Raw genomic sequence first — 17,007 nt, 5'->3', positions numbered from 1 at the left:
CAAATTCATCTGTATTGTATTATTGAACCGTACTCAAGGTCTGGCAATCAAGGTTTTTTCCTGGATTAATGGTTTCGGCGATTCTGCAGAGGTAATGATAAGTTTTATTTTTGCAGGACCAGGAATTAGTTCCTGTGTCTGACTCGCGTTCAAGGAGATAGCAGCTGTTCCTGGTTCATCCATCTGAGTTTGAGGTTGACCTCTACTGTTAGATTGATTAATAAAGGGACTATCTATCAAAGAAGAACCTTCAATTACGATCTTATTATTTCGATCAAAGACAAAATAATCGATGCTTCCCTTTAAATTATTTGTACCATTAGATTGATTTTTAACATCTACCTGCACGTCAAAATCAAAAGGTTCTCCTATCTTTAGAAACTTTGGAATATTCAGACTAACTATTTGTATCTCAGGAGGATTTTCGTATTCCGAGTATATACCTGTTTTAAAAGGATAGGTACTATCTCTAAAAGCTTGTAGGGTTATAACCCCTCCTGTAGGATTGAAAGTTTCCAAATAATAAGGTCCATTTCCAATTACCGCATTGTGGTGAGTGGTAATCCAATCTATAGATGACTTGTAGCGCTCAAGTGCATATTCCAAACTTACCAATCCTTTCAAAGGATTGGGTATATATTTTTCATTAAACATATCAATCAGCTCTTGTTTTATCATTTCAGCTTGCACAGGAAGATTCAGAGATAACTGATCTATATGTTTAATGTTAGCGTCAGATTTTGAGTAAGATAATTTATTTCCAGCAACTAATCGTTCTGTTGCAGCCGTAATTTCCCAAGGTTCAGATGGCCACAATGTCCCGTAAGAGGGAACTAAATTCTTGTCGTAATGCCAGAGATCAACATATGTATCAAAAGTACTATTGTCATAGAACTTTACACCTTTGATCAAAGATAGGGAAGGAAGAATCAAACTTGAATATTCGGCATCGAAAGTCTTATCGTTGTTTTTAGTATCAGTTGACCATTCGAATGGAAAATAATAAGTGTACAGAAGATCGTACTTGTCCATAAATTTCCCGTTATGCCATTTTGAAAATAATGGCTCCATCGTTACTTTGGTTAATGCAGAAGTACTCTGATTCTGATTTTTATCCCAGCTTTGATTGTAAGGGTTCCAAATAACAGCATCGCTTGGAACTACGATAGTATCATTGGGACTTTTTGAGAATAGATTGGTCCATTTGTTTCTAGATGGTTCAGGGTCCCCAGAATATGGGTTAGATATCGTCGGGGTGTCAGTGACAAGTGAATAAATAATCCTACAATAAAAGTCTGTGCATCCCTTAACATTGTTCCAGGCACCTTGGTATACCTCCTTCATTCCTATATTGAGTGTAGAATTATCGACATCGTGTTTAATAGCGTTTATTAAAGACAATTTATTAGCGATACCAGCAGAATAATCATTGATTAGGCCACTAATTTTTGATGAAGCAATGTAGGGATCAAAGGATCTCGCAAAAAAGAGACGCACTGCTTCTTGCAAACCCACAGACTCCGCTTGCTGCAACAAGTTATTTCTTTCAGTTTCAGATGTAAAATTGTTAAAAACGAGATCTTGTGTAATATCATCAATTGTCGAATTAGAGTATTGCCAAAAGCCTGGATTCTGAGAGCCAGGCATATTTCCAAACCAAGGGGCATACATTTGGCTGACAGTTGTTGGATTGTACCTTGAGAACGAACTGGATATGTATGATTCCGTGTACACATTCCATTCTAGATCCGCAGGGTTTGATCCGTAAACAACTCGATTGGCTTTTGTCAGGTCACCATATTCTTTAACGACTGTAAATCCTGCTTTTTCAATTTCAGAGGCAACAAAATCACCAAATGATTTTCTTATTAAATCGTCATTTCTGATCAAAATCTTAACTATTACTGGCTTTCCGTCTATGACATACTTACCTGTTTGGTCCATTACCGCTCCTGCTTTTGTCATGGAATCATTGATACTTTTAGTAGCAAAATTTACATCATACCGGATTTTCAGGGGATCAACCACAGGTAACACATTATGATATTCTGGTGAAGTGGGCCCATACGGCTCTACAATAGGATCACTGAACCCCTTTAAAATATTATTTACAATAAAGCTCCTGTCTATTAAAAAATTCAATGCAAAACGAATTTCTTTGATCGACAAAGGATTGAATGTTTGGTTTCCGTCATATGGATTTAATAACAGCCCATAAGAAAGCCCTTCTTTCTCAAAAACTTCTAAGTTTGGGTTTTTTTTAGCTGATTCAACAAGTTGCAAAGGAATTTGAAAAAAGTAGCTGTCAAGATGACCATTGCTCACTTCCTGGTATGCGACATTTTCGTTAGAATATCTTATGAATTTAACCTGGTCAGCATATCCGCCTGTCTGATTCAATTGAGAAAAGGCATAATTATTGGAAGTGAAAAGAATTAGAGCGAAAAGTGCTGTCAAAAAAGCCAGCACATGCAAGATATTCCTCATGAATAAAGTATTGAAGGAATAATGCAGTATAAATTCATTATTTTAGCTTTGTCATTTCAGCTGGGAAAAACTATAGTATATAAATAATCGCCTATCATTTTGATCCATGAGCAACAAAAGTGAAAAAAGAACTCATGCTTACAGTTCACAAAGGAGCGAGAGCAAAAAATACGCTAAAGTAGAGAGGAGAAAAAGAACTAAAGCAAAGTATTAACTTATTTATTTCGATAATTTCCGATATCTTTATATGTAAGGAAAGATATAAATACATGTGGAATTAGTTTATAAGTTTTATGGTGATAAATATTGGTAAAAGATATTTCTATGTTTGGTGACCGGTGTCCACGGTGTGGCAAAGGTCCAATGGTTACAGATAATTCGACTGGGGAAATGTTCTGCGGTAACTGTGGTTTTGTTGTTACAGAAAGGATAGAAGAAACTGGACCAGAATGGAGAGCCTTTTCCAAAGAAGAACACGAGGATAGAAGCAGAGCAGGTGTACCTACTTCTTTGGCAATGCATGATATGGGCTTGGCGACGATTATTGGGCCGGTGGATAAGGATGCTTCTGGCAAACCTTTATCTGCGTCTATGAAAAGCACGATCGAAAGATTAAGAACATGGGATAGCAGGAGTCAAGTCCATGAACCGGTTGACAGGAACTTTAGACAAGCATTCAGTGAATTGGACAGACTAAAAGACAAATTGGCAGTGGGCGATGCAGTGATTGAAAAAGCTGCTTATGTTTATAGAAAGGCGTTAGAAAAGGGTTTGGTCAGAGGCAGATCTATCTCAGCACTAGTTGCAGCTGCACTATATGCTGCATGCAGGGATACAGAAACACCTAGAACACTAAAAGATGTAGCAAATGCCAGTAATATAAAAAAGAAAGACGTTGCAAGATGTTATAGATTACTGATTAGAGAGTTGGATCTTAAAATGCCAGTGGTTGATCCAGTAAAATGTGTTGCAAGAATAGCAAGCAAGGCCGGCCTTACAGAAAAAACCAAGAGAAAGGCTCTAGAAATTCTAAAGAAAGCAGAAGAAGGTAAGATATCAGCTGGTAAGGATCCGATGGGGTTAGCCGCAGCAGCCCTGTACGTGGCATGTGTAATGAACGGTGAAAATAAGACACAAAAAGATGTAGCGGAAGCAGCCGGTGTCACTGAAGTTACTATTCGAAATAGGTACAAAGGACTTAAAACACACTTGAAATTGTGAAAAAATTTATATTTTTGATTTTTTCAAATATTTTTTAATTAACCGTTCTGTAAGCCCATACAAAAAAATGATACCCATTACTATGAAAACTACTGAAACTATAGCCAGGAATATATTGTCCGATTCAGTATTCCATGGACTCTTGAACAAGAAAAATCCAAAAATACTGTAAGCAAAAAATACAAAATTAGAAATCCAGTGGAAAGTTATTGCTGAAGAAAGACTGTATCTATAGTATAACCAAGCTATTATAACGCCACCCAAAGCAGCTTGAGTTATTTTTCCTAATTCATAGCCTCCTCCAAATAGTACGTGAGATAATCCAAAAGCCAGTGAATTCAATACAATAATAATTGCTACTGCTAAGGTGGTGTATTTTCCTTTCTCATACGGAACATTCTTGTATGGATGATAGAGTGTTGAAAGGAATAAACCTTTACCAAATGGAACGAATAATATGAATAAAGGTAATCCTAAAAGGATCACCCTAAAGAATATTTCTTCATTAAGAGGAGCCGCAGTCAGATAAAAAAAAGACAATAACGGGTTAGCCGTTAAAGGATTTCCCAACGTTACACCAAATAACTGTTGTATAACATCAATCAAAATTGAGAGTACGAAATAACCCGAAAACCAAGAAATAGTTATGGCTAGATAATTATCTCGCTGGATATTGATTCTTTCAAGTCCCAACATGCGAAATGGCTTTTTCACAGAAGATAACTGAAAGATTGGAATAGGTTTTAAGAAACAAATTATATAACATGCCAAGTAAACAATCAAAAAAAACACGAAGGAAATTCCTAAGTTGAAATTTATTGAACTAAGTCCAAAAAGGCCCAATATCAAAAAATCCAGAGGAACATCGCTATGCCATTGAACTACATCACCAACGTTAGTAAAAAAAACCAAAAAGACTCCTATAAAAAAAGAAAAAGTCGTTACCAAAATAATGATAACGACTAACATGTCATCTACAACACTTAAAACTTTATTCAAAGATAATTTATTTAACAAAGGTATTTTCTTAATTTTATTATCCTACATTACTTCTATAGAAGATTCGTTAAAACCCTTTACTACTAAATAATTTTTAACAATATCCCTATGATCACCTTGTAAAAGGATAAAGCCATCTTTTGCTGTACCGCCGCATGCCAACCTGCTTTTTAGTTCTTTAACAATTGTATGAATGTCATTAATTTTTGGATCTAAACCCTCAATCATTGTAGTTGTTTTAGAAAATCGTCTGGTTTCCAATCTTACTACAATTCGTGTATCTTCTTTATCTAATTCTCCGCATGCACATAAATCGTCAGGTAGGCCACATTTTTTGCATATTACAGCCATCTATTATTGCTTCATATACCTAATTCCTCTTATTAAGCCTTCCTTAGCCATTAATTTTTTAGCCTGTCAACGATCTTTACGAAAAGGACAATTGAATCTGGAATAGAAGTGGATTTAACAAATATCACATTATTTCGAAATCAATATTAGAATTTCGCGGATACCTCAAGATTTCAAAAGGTCCAAACCATAACGAGTTTTGGCTATGTTTTCTTTGTTGAATTCCAAGGATTTGCTCAAATCTACTACGAATTTTGAAAACCGGTGTTCTATTTGATAAATAGTAAATTTAATCTAGTACACTCTTAATTGTGGAAGGATTATATAAAAAAGGACGTAAATAATGATATGTCTCCTGCCATATCCTCACTTAGATTTCCCTTTGCGTTAAAGCCAGATCAAGTAGCGGCAGTCGATTCATGGATTAAGAACGGCTATCGAGGATCCATTATTTATTCAACCGGTACCGGTAAGACGGAAATTGCATACGAGAGCGCTAAGAGAGCATGTCTTGAAGTAATGAGGAATGCGCAAATCAAAGACGATTTAACAAATTCTTTTAACATTTTATTCCTTGTTCCTCGGATCGTCCTTATTGAACAAAATGTTAACAGACTCTTGAGATACAACATTTCAAAAGAACATGTAGGAACATACTATGGAGAAAAAAAAGATCAAAAAGAGATCACTATTTCTACTTATCAAAGTGCAATAAATAATTTTCCTTTAATTGAAAATGCAAAATTGGTCATTCTCGATGAAGTTCATTTATTAAGTAACACCGCCTTTTCTTTCAAGAGACTATTTAAAATAATTACTGCTGATCCGAAAAGAAAAATTTTAGGTCTAACAGCTACCATTAATGAGTTAGACCCAAAGTATAAGGAAATTATTGACATAATTCCGCCAGTGAAAAAATACCTTATCAAAGAAGCCGTGGATGATGGCAGATTGGCAAAACCTGAAGTAGTTTCCATGGAGGTGAGCCTTACAAGCGAAGAGAAAGACAGATACAAAAAAACCAGTGAATCCATAAGAAATATTTCATACAAGCTAAACGCTTATGATCCAGGCGTTATCTCAAAGATCCTCTACCAAGGGGGAATGCGCTCAAAGTATGCGAAAGAATGGTTTAACCAAGTAAGATTAAGAAAGGATTTACTTAATTCATCTAAACATAAATTAGAAAAAGCGGTTTCCATAATTGAAAAACACAATAATGAAAAGATAATGGTTTTCAGTGAAACTATAGATTCAATCAAAACTTTGCAGGAAACCCTTGAAAAGAAAAATATCAAATCAGAGATAATCCATTCAAAAATAAAGACAAAGGACCGTAAAATGATCCTTGAAAAATGGGGTGTAGATTTTTATCCTCTATTGTCCGTCCACACGCTGGAGATAGGTTTTGATATTCCGCAGGTCAGAATAGCCATAATTCTTTCTAATACTTCTAACATTAATCAGATTGCTCAAAGGATTGGTAGAGTCATCAGGAAAACAAAAGAAAAGGACAGTGCATGGATATATTTGATACATGCTAAAGAGACAAGAGATAATAATATCCTGAGAATGGTAGACAAGGCTGTGGGAAAGAAAAGCAGTAAAATCATACGAAGGGGAACGAAACAAACTCGAATTACAGATGAATTTTAGATCAAGTTAGCCGGGAGAAAACAAAAGTTATATTTTGATTCTATCTAACCGCTGAGTATGTCAATAAAAAATATAACGGTTTTAGGTTCAGGAATTATGGGTCACGGAATTGCTCAAGTCTCGGCAATGGCAGACTACAAAGTAGTATTACGTGACATTGAACAAAAATTCTTGGATAAGGCAATGGAAAAGATAAGATGGTCTTTACAAAAGCTTGCAGAGAAAAATAAGATTACTGTAGAAGAAGTTGATATTTTTTATAATAATATTACCCCTCTCGTTGACCTTCAGACAGCAATACACGAAGCGGATCTGATAATTGAAGCGGTACCCGAAGATTTTAATTTAAAGAAAAAAGTATATCAAGAATTGAATAGTTTAGCAGAAAAGAACATCATTTTTGCATCAAATACTAGTACGTTACCCATAACAGAATTGAGCAGTCTAACCGACCGACCGGACAAATTCATTGGTGTTCATTTTTTTAATCCTCCCCAATTGATGAAATTAGTTGAAGTGATACCAGGAACCAGAACCGATGCTAAAGTAACACAAGAAGTCACAAATTATATCAATAAAATCAACAAACGTCCAGTAGTTTGTAATAAGGATGTATCTGGATTTATCGTCAATAGGGTTTTTATACCTTTGGTACATGAAGCACTATTCTCGATGGAGAGAGACCATGTCTCTAAGGAGGTAATTGATTCCGCAGTTAAATTCAAATTGGAATTTCCAATGGGAATTTTTGAACTTGCCGATTATACAGGCCTTGACGTTATCCATAAGGCCTCTTATGAAATGAATCTAAGGGACAAATCAGTCCTTCTGCCTCATCCAAAAATAAAAGAGAAGTATGATAATCAAAACTTGGGTCAAAAATCCGGTAGTGGCTTTTATGAATACAAGGGCGACAATTATGAAAGAATAGATCTTACCATGGAAAAGGCATCTGAATACGATCCTTATTCGATTATAGGAGTCGCAGCTAACAATGCCTCATGGCTAATTGAAAACCAGGTTTGTAGTATTGAAGATCTGAACGTTGCATTGAGGTTGGGCATGGGCTTAAAAATGGATATATTTGATATATTCAAAAAGATTGGGCCCAGTCACGTCATAGGTAAATTACTAGAATTGGAATCAAAATATGGGTCCTTCTATCATCCTAATCAATATCTGTACTCCATAAAATAGAGTAATTTTGATCCACTAAAGATATTTTTTTTAAGGCAATATTTACTCTTACTCTAATCAGGTACAATCAATCCTACGTTTATCGTAGTTCATTCCTTTTTAATATGTATTCCACTGCCTCCATCGGAGACTCTGTTTTCTCGATCATCATTCTATTGCGTTCATCTAAATATTTCCCCCCGTAAATATCAGAAATCCCACCACTATCAGAGATTGAGATCATTGGTTTTTTTGCAATATATCCAACGCACAGCTCAATTAGGGTCCCCACACCGCCTCCTACTGAGATAAGACCGTCCGAAGAATACGCCACGATAAAATCCCTGGACAATCCAACGCCTGTACATATTACCGCATCACAGTATTTGTTGGCACTGGAATAGTCTTCTTGTGGAACTATTCCAATTGTAAAACCATTATTATCCTTAGCGCCTTTACACGAATATTCCATCACGCCTCCTAAACCCCCGCAAACCAAAATAGCATTTTTTCTCGCTATAAAACTACCCACCTCATAGGCCAAATCAAGTGTTTTCGATTTGATTGGAAGAGAGCCGCTGTTGTATCCTATAACACCGATTTGCACTCGTTTCAATCTAGTTAATGTAAAAGACAAGTAATTTAAATATAATTTAGAATCTGATTAGATGTTTTTTCTTTTTTTAATACAGAAATGCTTTTATTTCCATTGTACAAATTTTTAAATATGAGTAAGAAGGCGAAGAAGAATGCACCTTTACCTGCATCAAGTGCTGGGCTTTTAAGGTTTTTTGAAGATGAAACTAAAGGTATTAAAGTAAAACCAGAAATAATATTAGGAATTGCAGGTGCTTTAATTGCCATTTCAATAGCAATAAAAATTTTGATTCCAGTCTAATTTTTTTTGACTATTAATGAGTAATTTTGAGTCTGATAGTGTTTCCAGCCTTCATAAAAGATGGCTTTTTACAAACATAAACCCATCTTCAGAAAAATTTTCTTTTCTAATAGCAATCTTAAGTTTAATTACAAATATAGCGCTAATTAATTTCGTAATAACTCCGCACTCCATTGCTGATTTCTTAATAAGCTTACCAATTATTGCATCTGTATTTTCAGTGACACTTGTTTTCGACTATCTTTCTTTGCGTGGTACGCCTCTAAATAGATTCTCCAAAGTCTTACATGTAGCTGCATTTGCAAATCTACTTTGGACTCTGACCGTAATCGGTGGATATATTTCAGAATTTATTATTAACACCAATACACCAAACATTAACTTCGTTTTGCAAGGAATGTTTATGGCCATAGGTCTAAGAATAGGTATTTTCGTATCAGTATTTGGCGCATCGTTAAAGAGATCTATTCCGATATCATTCATTCAACCATTGATCATTTTCATTTTATTTTCCTTTTTTTACTTTAACCATATATTTTACACAAACTTCACGGTTTATGTTTTCGGGTCGGTGATCCTCTTTATTGGTGTATTATGGACGATAGTAATAGACAGAATTGGTAGACCCAATTTTACTAGTGCCTTTAAGATATTACAAGCTTTTCTTATTGCATGGACCGAGAACAAGTCTGATGAAATGGAAAAGATTGCAGAAGCTAAGGCAAGTCCTAAAATGGTTAATACCCTAATCGTAAAATTAAGACCTAAGAATCAAAAAGAAATTTCAATTGTACTGCCAGAACTTCATCCGGGCCCATTTAATCCAATAGGTGGTAGCAATTTGCCTTACGATATTTTTAAATTTTATTCAAATTCTGCTATGGTCATGCACAGCGTCTCTGATCATTCTTTGAACATACCCTCTAAAAAAGAGGTTGAAAAATACCTAATGTCATTAGACCAGCACAACCATCTAGAGGCAGGTGACAAATGCTCAATTCCGCTGACAATCCGCAATCAGGATTGTAATTGTAGTGGATTGGCCCTGGGGAAAAATGTAATAATCATGTTTTCAAAATCTCCCTCAGGGATGGAGGACATACCTCCTGATGTTAAAACAGAACTTGAAATGTATGCGAAGCAGATCGGTTTTGAACAAATATTGATTATCGATGCTCATAATTCTCTTGGGGAAAAAATCGAACAAGAAAATATCGAAGTACTAATTAAAATTGGCAAGGAATGCTTGATAAAGCTAAGAGAATCAGAACAATTTCCCTTCAAAATAGGATATGCAAACAGCTATCAAATAGAAGAACAGACCAATAAAGATTTATTGAAACAGCCTGACCTCGGACATGGCCAATTTGGATTATTGATTATCTCAATCAACAAGATAGATTATTCACTCTGTTGGATCGATTCTAATAATATGAAGAATGGATTTAGAGAAAAAATTGTGGACGCCCTTGAAGCAGAAAATTTGAAGGTTATTGAAGTATGTACCTCTGATACACATTCCACATCTGGAAAGAGAAATATCAAAGGTTATTACACATTAGGTGATGTGACTCCAGAGTCTAAAATATTGAACGTATTCAAATCCTTGGCTACAAGAGCAAAGAATTCTCTTGATATTTCTACATTTGATGTTTTCAAGATAGAAAGTCAAGTTATGGTTATGGGAAACGACCAGTTTGACGATTATTCAAACGCACTAGAGAAATCATTTCTAGTAACTAAGATTTTTCTGGCAATTACTTTTGTTGTTTATATATTAATGCTACTCTTTACGTGATTTTGAACTAAGGCATAAATCTAGGTGGATGAGGAGAGATTTGAACTCTCGACCACCTGTGTGTGAGACAGGTATCCTAACCAGACTAGACCACCCATCCAGCACCGAATGCTCTTCTAGAGATAAAATATGAAGATTAATTAACTTTTGGCTACCAAGCCTTCGCTAAAATGATAAGTGGTGAAAGATTGTAATTGGATGATTAAGTCCCCTCACCGTATTCGCTAAGATATTTATTTTGTACTTCAGATAATTTATCAATCTTTATCCCCATTGCCTCTAACTTTAGACCTGCAATAAGCAAGTCTTGGTCTCTGTCAATCTCGTAAATTTTGTTTTCAAATTTACCCTTATTATTAACAAGGTTAATTACAGATAGGAATTGATTAGCAAAACTCATGTCCATAACTTCTGATGGGTGACCTTCTGCAGCGACCAGGTTTACTAGTCTTCCCTCTCCAATTACATTTACTTTTGCATCATTTTTTAAAACAAATTGTTCCACATTTTCATTAACATGTTTCGAACTTTTGGCCATACCATTGATTTCTTCAATAGAAATTTCTACATTGAAGTGTCCTGCGTTAGCAAGGATCACACCATTCTTCATTTTTTCTATATGAGAACCAACAATAACATCCTTGCAACCAGTTGATGTAATAAATAAATCACCAATTAAGGCTGCTTCATCCATAGTAGCAACTATGAATCCATCCATTCTTGCTTTTAGGGCATTTATGGGATCAATTTCAGTTACAATTACTGATGCTCCTAATCCCCTGGCCCTGCTAGCTATACCCTTGCCCACATGCCCATACCCTGCAACGACTACGGATTTACCAGCAATCAAAACATTAGTTGCCCGAATAATACCATCTAAAGCAGATTGGCCTGTACCATAAACATTATCGAAGTCATGCTTGGTTTCAGCATCATTAACGGCTACTATAGGATAACTAAGTTTTGATGTTTTTTCAAGTGCCTTCAATCTTAAGACTCCTGTGGTAGTTTCCTCAGTTCCACCAATGATATTCTTTCCGTATTTATCAAATGTTTTATGAAATTCGATTGTAAGGTCTGCTCCGTCATCAATGGTAATGTCAGGATTGAACTTAAGGACTGAGTATATATCTTCATAATATTCGCTAGTTGATACTCCCCTGCTAGCGAAAACTGACAATTCTTCATCTTTTACTAGTGAGGCAGCAATATCATCACTGGTGCTTAACGGATTACACCCTGACCATGCTATTGTGGCTCCTGCAGCGGCAAGTGTTTTGGTTAAAACCGCTGTTTCCTTCGTTACGTGCAAACAGCCACCAACTACAAGATCCTTTAGTGGTTTTGATTCTTTGAACTTATTCTTTAAAGATAGTAATACGGGCATATTTGCTTCAGCCCATTCAATTTTTTTTTTACCTTTATCAGCCAAGGAAATATCCTTTATTCTATATTCCATAGGTAAAAAAATATAGAAACCTTATATTACTTTAACACATTTGGTGAGGCTCAAAAAATCTTTTTTTGAGAATGATACGGTCAAGGTAGCTTATTCTCTTATTGGCAAGGTGTTAGTCAAGTACACAAATTTTATGGGCAATTATTTCAAGACCACTGGGATAATTACAGAAACAGAGGCTTATGGGTATACAGATGACCCTGCAAGCCATGCATATAAAAAATTGACTCTTAGAAATGCCTCAATGTTTGGAGAAGTAGGAAGACTATATGTCTACTTTGTTTATGGAAACCATTATTGTCTCAATATCGTAGCAAGGAATCACAATCAAACGGCAGGAGCAGTCTTAATTCGGTCCATGGAGCCTATCGAAGGAATAAGCCTCATGAAGTTGTTAAGGAAATCAGAAAATATATATAATTTGACTACGGGACCAGGAAGATTAACCCAGGCCTTTAAGATTACCATCAAACATAACAATCTTGATACAACCGATATTGCAGTAAATAATTATTTTTATTTTGAGGAAAACGAGAGTAGTTCTCAATTTCACAAATTCATAGTAGATCAAACTACCAGAATTGGCATCTCAACAGGAATTGAAAAAAAATGGAGATTTATAATGCTAAATCAAGATCATCATAGTTTGCAATATCAACCAAGCAAGTTCTTGTCCAAAAGAAGCTAAAATATAATTACTAAACAGATTAAATCCATAGACTACATTCAATATATAGCTAAATAGAAATCATTCTAAAATGCCTCTTAAAGATTTCTTAGTACCTGAAGAAAAAGTGAAATTTGTTTGTCGAAGGGACATTAGATATGCCAACAAAAAGTATGACTTGTTCATTACAAATAAGAGGATTTTACTTTACAGAGAAAGCGGATTTATAAACAAATCAGAGGATGTTATTTGCGAAAAAATTGAGAGATTGCAAGGTTTAGAATACAAGGAAAAAGGTGGATTACTAAATTTGGCAAAGATATCAATTAATGGTGGGATTAAGCTAGACATCAAAGGGCCTTCAAAAGAAGTAAAAAACATGTTCAAGATTCTAGAATGTCTGATTAATTCAAAATAACTAAATTAATTATGAATTAAGAGAAAACTGAGCTTACAATCGTTCTCAATTCATCTAATCTATCATTGGTGTTATCATCATTGTTGTTGTCTTTTGCATCTATGTCGTTATCATTGGTGTTATCATCATTGTTGTTGTCTTTTGCATCTATGTCGTTATCATTGGTGTTATCATCATTGTTGTTGTCTTTTGCATCTATGTCGTTATCATTGGTGTTATCATCATTGTTGTTGTCTTTTGCATCTATGTCGTTATCATTGGTGTTATCATCATTGTTGTTGTCTTTTGCATCTATGTCGTTATCATTGGTGTTATCATCATTGTTGTTGTCTTTTGCATCTATGTCGTTATCTTCAATCTCATTTGGATTTACATTACGCAATTTGCCTAGGTTAGTTTGAATTAGGTCAGAAAGGTTTCCTTTCTCATTATCTTCCTTGGAAGATTCATGATTCAACTGTTCTGTTTCAACTGCCTCATCTGATTGGATAGGTTTAGTACTTACTTTCTTTAATGGGCTTGCAAGAGAAGTGGAAGTAGAATCAGTTTTCTCTGTTTCAACTGCCTCATCTGATTGGATAGGTTTAGTACTTACTTTCTTTAATGGGCTTGCAAGAGAAGTGGAAGTAGAATCTGAACCTGCACTAGTATCATCCTTGCAACAAATGATTTTTGATGGGGTTATGATTTTTTTCTCATCTGTGTTTACTTTCTTTAATGGGCTTGCAAGAGAAGTGGAAGTAGAATCAGTTTTCTCTGTTTCAACTGCCTCATCTGATTGGATAGGTTTAGTACTTACTTTCTTTAATGGGCTTGCAAGAGAAGTGGAAGTAGAATCAGTTTTCTCTGTTTCAACTGCCTCATCTGATTGGATAGGTTTAGTACTTACTTTCTTTAATGGGCTTGCAAGAGAAGTGGAAGTAGAATCTGAACCTGCACTAGTATCATCCTTGCAACAAATGATTTTTGATGGGGTTATGATTTTTTTCTCATCTGTGTTTACTTTCTTTAATGGGCTTGCAAGAGAAGTGGAAGTAGAATCAGTTTTCTCTGTTTCAACTGCCTCATCTGATTGGATAGGTTTAGTACTTACTTTCTTTAATGGGCTTGCAAGAGAAGTGGAAGTAGAATCTGAACCTGCACTAGTATCATCCTTGCAACAAATGATTTTTGATGGGGTTATAACATGGGCTTTATCAGTTGCCCCAAAAGAAACCGAACTATAAGAACTTGCCAAGAAAAGAGTTGGAATAATTAGAAAAAGAATAGAACAACATTTAAGATAATGCATTATTATGAAAAACAATCTATAAAATATAGGGGTTTATAATAATTGCATAACAAAATGATTTCGTTATGATATAAAATAAAATTATAGTGTGATTTTGTAGCAGTAAAAGAAGAATATTAACCGTAATAGCAAATAGCAAATCAGATTAAGATTATTTCAAGAATAATCAAATTTTCATTCTGAAGCCACTCAATAAAAATATGATAGTAATAACTTCAGAAACTGGGAACGATGAATTTTTGAAACCAAAGCCACCTAAATAGAGGTCCAGGATCAATAATCAATGTGTACAGACATATCTGCATGTAAATCTATGGAATTTTGAGGGAGATTTATCATTAGATTATGTTGAGTTTCTGCAGGGACTTTAGTGTTTTATTTGAATAAATTATCAGAATCCAAATAGTTCCAAACCGTCGGATCTAATTAACAATTATCAAGATTGAAAGGATCGTAAGTAAAACAATCCAAAGTGTTTCTTGTCGTTCGGCCTAATAAAAATATATATAAAGATAGGTTAAAAGAATTTATTTATTCATCCAAAACTGCAATTTTTCCGTATCGTCCAATGTTTAGACTATTTTCCCCTCTAAAAGCTTGGGTATAGCCATTCTCAATCGATATCTTGTCACCTTCTTTAACCATCTTTATTTGATCATCCCATAGCGATAGCTTTATGCTACCTGTATCATCGGATATCATAGCATCAGCTACAAGCGCCGAGCCTCCTGCGCGTAAATTCACTGTCCTAGGTTCACTTATTTTTTCTATCTTACCTTCAATTGTAACATGTCTCATATCATTCGTTAGTTCATTTATCTTCATTGCCATCTTTTCATTATGTTTAGTTCTAATTAATATAAAATTTTATCATTCTAATTATCAACTTTCTTAACTGCATACGGGGTTTCGGCACTATTCCAAGGTCAAAAGATTATATACAGAGTTTTATTCATTAGTTTTACAAAGGAGGAGTCGCGTAGCCTGGTCAAACGCGCAGGACTCAAGATTAAATTAAGAAATCCCGTCCTTTAGGGGTTCGTGGGTTCGAATCCCACCTCCTCCATCGCTTTTCAAGATTTGCGCTGTTTTAAGAATATCCAAAATAATACGATCACTAAGGATTGCAATTCTAAGTGACCTGTAACCTCGATAAATAGAGTGTTACTTTTTTACAACGTAAAAATCATAAGATTTTAATTTATTATGCCTTATTAACTTAAAGAAATAAAATTCGATAATTGAATAAAACGCAGGAAACGATTCCATTAATCCCAAAAATGGGGCCAGTAGAAAAGTCTGAATATGTAAAGATATTCGCTTTGAGCGTCCAATTCTGGTATACTTGAGATTAAGAAAGAGTCCCACTTGATAACCCAATAGCCAAACTGTACTTGAAAAAAGCAAGATCAATGCAAGTGTGCTATCAAAAACCTGGATATCAAAAAGTGGTCTAAAAATCTCGTTATATGAACTGTTGATATGTACTATTCTATCAAACCAAAGATACAAATCAAAATTAATGTTATTGTTCCAATCAAAACTCGCATATGAAAACACACTCATTATTTTAGGGATATTGATATAGAAGGCCAAGGCTAAAGAGATTACTCCAGACACAAACCCAAGAAAAAATGATGTACATTTATAAATTAAACGAGCCTTAAAAAGCCTTGAAAAATTCTCTATATTTTGTAAGTTACCTATCACCCAGCGTCTCCTCTGCATAAAATGATCTTTGATGTCAAGTGGAGGTTGTTCTAATAGAATTCCTCCATGCCAACCCATGGAATTCCTTCCATATTTCTTAAACAATTCATATCCAAATCTTTGATCCTCCGCCAAGATAGGTCCAAATTCCCAACCAATTTTGTCCTCCACATCTGATCGGACAAGAAGATTACTCCCGTGCATATGTATTGGAGGAGGATTATGCATATGTGTAACACATTCAAAACAACCGAAAGCTCTCATAGATTCTGCCAAAGCAGTAATCCTATTAGCTTTTTCAAATTTAAGAGGGTAAAATATCGGACCCTCGCTTGCTATCCCCTTCTTTTCCCGTATAAATTTCAAAATAGAGAGGATAGTCTGAGGCACCACATAACTCTCATCGTCCATATGAAAAATCCAATGGTCAGAATTCTGCTTTTTTAGTTTTCTTCTTGACTCTATGGCGAACTGGAGTGCTCTAGCTTTCTTAATGGCGTTAGGTGAAAAACTCTTTTCCACGCAAAGAACTTTACAAGGCATTGATTCCAATGTTTTAATATCTTTAGGATCTTCAGTTACAATTAGAATCTCATACTTACCGTACTTTGTAGATTTGCAAGAATCAATAATCGATTGAATTCCGCGTTCTACAACACTTGTCTTAGTAGCGGATTTTGTAGTAATTTGGAAAATAATCTTTGGATCATTGGGAATTCTCCTAAGATCTTTCTCTATAAATTGTTTATTGTTTCTGACAAACCTATAAAATAATTTAACGGCATTGGGAATAAAGAATATCCATAGAATCATAGCTATCAATAAAGCAGGATTGTCAATCAATTAAATAATTAATATCATTATTATTTAATAATT

Annotated in this window: 15 protein-coding genes and 2 tRNA genes; 8 read left to right on the top strand and 9 right to left on the bottom strand. The window is 34.8% G+C overall.

Annotation, left to right across the window (positions count from 1 at the left end; all coding sequences use genetic code 11):
* Nucleotides 1-33: 33 nt before the first annotated feature.
* Nucleotides 34-2,469: an ABC transporter substrate-binding protein gene (locus NMY3_RS09860; RefSeq protein WP_196815703.1), complete on the bottom strand. Its 2,436-nt coding sequence runs from the start codon at nt 2,467-2,469 to the stop codon at nt 34-36.
* 342 nt (nt 2,470-2,811) lie between these two features.
* Here NMY3_RS09860 and NMY3_RS09855 point away from each other — a divergent pair, with 342 nt between their 5' ends.
* Nucleotides 2,812-3,708, top strand: a complete 897-nt coding sequence (locus NMY3_RS09855) for a transcription initiation factor IIB (protein WP_134485877.1) — start codon at nt 2,812-2,814, stop codon at nt 3,706-3,708.
* 6 nt (nt 3,709-3,714) lie between these two features.
* Here the strand turns inward: NMY3_RS09855 and NMY3_RS09850 are convergent, their stop codons facing one another.
* Both NMY3_RS09850 and yciH read right to left on the bottom strand, forming a co-directional pair.
* Complete coding sequence (locus tag NMY3_RS09850) at nt 3,715-4,620, bottom strand: CPBP family glutamic-type intramembrane protease (protein ID WP_196815702.1); 906 nt, start codon at nt 4,618-4,620, stop codon at nt 3,715-3,717.
* 129 nt (nt 4,621-4,749) lie between these two features.
* Complete coding sequence (gene yciH, locus NMY3_RS09845; protein WP_134485289.1) at nt 4,750-5,058, bottom strand: stress response translation initiation inhibitor YciH; 309 nt, start codon at nt 5,056-5,058, stop codon at nt 4,750-4,752.
* Between the two features lie 348 nt (nt 5,059-5,406).
* Between yciH and NMY3_RS09840 the strand changes: the two genes are divergently transcribed.
* Together NMY3_RS09840 and NMY3_RS09835 are read left to right on the top strand one after the other, a co-directional pair.
* Entirely contained in the window at nt 5,407-6,714 is a 1,308-nt protein-coding gene (locus tag NMY3_RS09840) for a DEAD/DEAH box helicase (RefSeq protein ID WP_196815701.1), read from the top strand.
* A 57-nt stretch (nt 6,715-6,771) separates the two neighbouring features.
* Nucleotides 6,772-7,911 carry a 3-hydroxyacyl-CoA dehydrogenase family protein gene (locus NMY3_RS09835; protein WP_231099996.1) on the top strand — a complete coding sequence of 380 codons (1,140 nt, stop codon included), beginning with the start codon at nt 6,772-6,774 and terminating at the stop codon, nt 7,909-7,911.
* A 79-nt stretch (nt 7,912-7,990) separates the two neighbouring features.
* On the opposite strand, the gene NMY3_RS09830 is transcribed toward NMY3_RS09835, so the two are convergent.
* Nucleotides 7,991-8,497: a TIGR00725 family protein gene (locus tag NMY3_RS09830; RefSeq protein WP_231099995.1), complete on the bottom strand. Its 507-nt coding sequence runs from the start codon at nt 8,495-8,497 to the stop codon at nt 7,991-7,993.
* A gap of 120 nt (nt 8,498-8,617) precedes the next feature.
* Here NMY3_RS09830 and NMY3_RS09825 point away from each other — a divergent pair, with 120 nt between their 5' ends.
* Both NMY3_RS09825 and NMY3_RS09820 read left to right on the top strand, forming a co-directional pair.
* A complete protein-coding gene (locus NMY3_RS09825; protein ID WP_196815700.1) occupies nt 8,618-8,788 on the top strand; it encodes a preprotein translocase subunit Sec61beta in 171 nt (56 codons plus the stop codon).
* Nucleotides 8,789-8,804: 16 nt separating this feature from the next.
* Nucleotides 8,805-10,586 (top strand): DUF2070 family protein, encoded by a 1,782-nt coding sequence (locus tag NMY3_RS09820; RefSeq protein WP_196815699.1) that lies wholly within the window; start codon nt 8,805-8,807, stop codon nt 10,584-10,586.
* 25 nt (nt 10,587-10,611) lie between these two features.
* Here the strand turns inward: NMY3_RS09820 and NMY3_RS09815 are convergent.
* Both NMY3_RS09815 and ahcY read right to left on the bottom strand, forming a co-directional pair.
* Nucleotides 10,612-10,686: transfer RNA gene (locus tag NMY3_RS09815), tRNA-Val, on the bottom strand.
* A gap of 102 nt (nt 10,687-10,788) precedes the next feature.
* Nucleotides 10,789-12,045: an adenosylhomocysteinase gene (gene ahcY, locus NMY3_RS09810; protein ID WP_196815698.1), complete on the bottom strand. Its 1,257-nt coding sequence runs from the start codon at nt 12,043-12,045 to the stop codon at nt 10,789-10,791.
* A 43-nt stretch (nt 12,046-12,088) separates the two neighbouring features.
* Here ahcY and NMY3_RS09805 point away from each other — a divergent pair, with 43 nt between their 5' ends.
* Complete coding sequence (locus tag NMY3_RS09805) at nt 12,089-12,733, top strand: DNA-3-methyladenine glycosylase (protein WP_196815697.1); 645 nt, start codon at nt 12,089-12,091, stop codon at nt 12,731-12,733.
* A gap of 70 nt (nt 12,734-12,803) precedes the next feature.
* Entirely contained in the window at nt 12,804-13,130 is a 327-nt protein-coding gene (locus NMY3_RS09800; RefSeq protein ID WP_196815696.1) for a hypothetical protein, read from the top strand.
* 16 nt (nt 13,131-13,146) lie between these two features.
* On the opposite strand, the gene NMY3_RS09795 is transcribed toward NMY3_RS09800, so the two are convergent.
* Both NMY3_RS09795 and NMY3_RS09790 read right to left on the bottom strand, forming a co-directional pair.
* Entirely contained in the window at nt 13,147-14,367 is a 1,221-nt protein-coding gene (locus NMY3_RS09795; RefSeq protein ID WP_231099994.1) for a hypothetical protein, read from the bottom strand.
* A gap of 585 nt (nt 14,368-14,952) precedes the next feature.
* A complete protein-coding gene (locus tag NMY3_RS09790) occupies nt 14,953-15,246 on the bottom strand; it encodes an OB-fold nucleic acid binding domain-containing protein (RefSeq protein WP_196815694.1) in 294 nt (97 codons plus the stop codon).
* Nucleotides 15,247-15,389: 143 nt separating this feature from the next.
* Here NMY3_RS09790 and NMY3_RS09785 point away from each other — a divergent pair.
* Nucleotides 15,390-15,487: transfer RNA gene (locus tag NMY3_RS09785), tRNA-Leu, on the top strand.
* 98 nt (nt 15,488-15,585) lie between these two features.
* Here NMY3_RS09785 and NMY3_RS09780 read toward each other — a convergent pair.
* Nucleotides 15,586-16,944 carry a glycosyltransferase family 2 protein gene (locus tag NMY3_RS09780; protein WP_231100417.1) on the bottom strand — a complete coding sequence of 453 codons (1,359 nt, stop codon included), beginning with the start codon at nt 16,942-16,944 and terminating at the stop codon, nt 15,586-15,588.
* Nucleotides 16,945-17,007 lie beyond the last annotated feature (63 nt).

It is taken from the genome of Candidatus Nitrosocosmicus oleophilus (genome assembly GCF_000802205.1).
Lineage (GTDB): Archaea > Thermoproteota > Nitrososphaeria > Nitrososphaerales > Nitrososphaeraceae > Nitrosocosmicus > Nitrosocosmicus oleophilus.
Note: the sequence above shows the minus strand (reverse complement) of the source record. Positions and strands in the feature narration are given on the sequence as shown.

Excerpts from the sequence above, each read along its gene's own strand:
- NMY3_RS09855 (WP_134485877.1), top strand. The coding sequence starts at position 2,812 with ATGTTTGGTGACCGGTGTCCACGGTGTGGCAAAGGTCCAATGGTTACA.
- yciH (WP_134485289.1), bottom strand. The coding sequence starts at position 5,058 with ATGGCTGTAATATGCAAAAAATGTGGCCTACCTGACGATTTATGTGCA.
- NMY3_RS09840 (WP_196815701.1), top strand. The coding sequence starts at position 5,407 with ATGTCTCCTGCCATATCCTCACTTAGATTTCCCTTTGCGTTAAAGCCA.
- NMY3_RS09835 (WP_231099996.1), top strand. The coding sequence starts at position 6,772 with ATGTCAATAAAAAATATAACGGTTTTAGGTTCAGGAATTATGGGTCAC.
- NMY3_RS09825 (WP_196815700.1), top strand. The coding sequence starts at position 8,618 with ATGAGTAAGAAGGCGAAGAAGAATGCACCTTTACCTGCATCAAGTGCT.
- NMY3_RS09820 (WP_196815699.1), top strand. The coding sequence starts at position 8,805 with ATGAGTAATTTTGAGTCTGATAGTGTTTCCAGCCTTCATAAAAGATGG.
- ahcY (WP_196815698.1), bottom strand. The coding sequence starts at position 12,045 with ATGGAATATAGAATAAAGGATATTTCCTTGGCTGATAAAGGTAAAAAA.
- NMY3_RS09800 (WP_196815696.1), top strand. The coding sequence starts at position 12,804 with ATGCCTCTTAAAGATTTCTTAGTACCTGAAGAAAAAGTGAAATTTGTT.
- NMY3_RS09790 (WP_196815694.1), bottom strand. The coding sequence starts at position 15,246 with ATGAAGATAAATGAACTAACGAATGATATGAGACATGTTACAATTGAA.
- NMY3_RS09780 (WP_231100417.1), bottom strand. The coding sequence starts at position 16,944 with ATGATTCTATGGATATTCTTTATTCCCAATGCCGTTAAATTATTTTAT.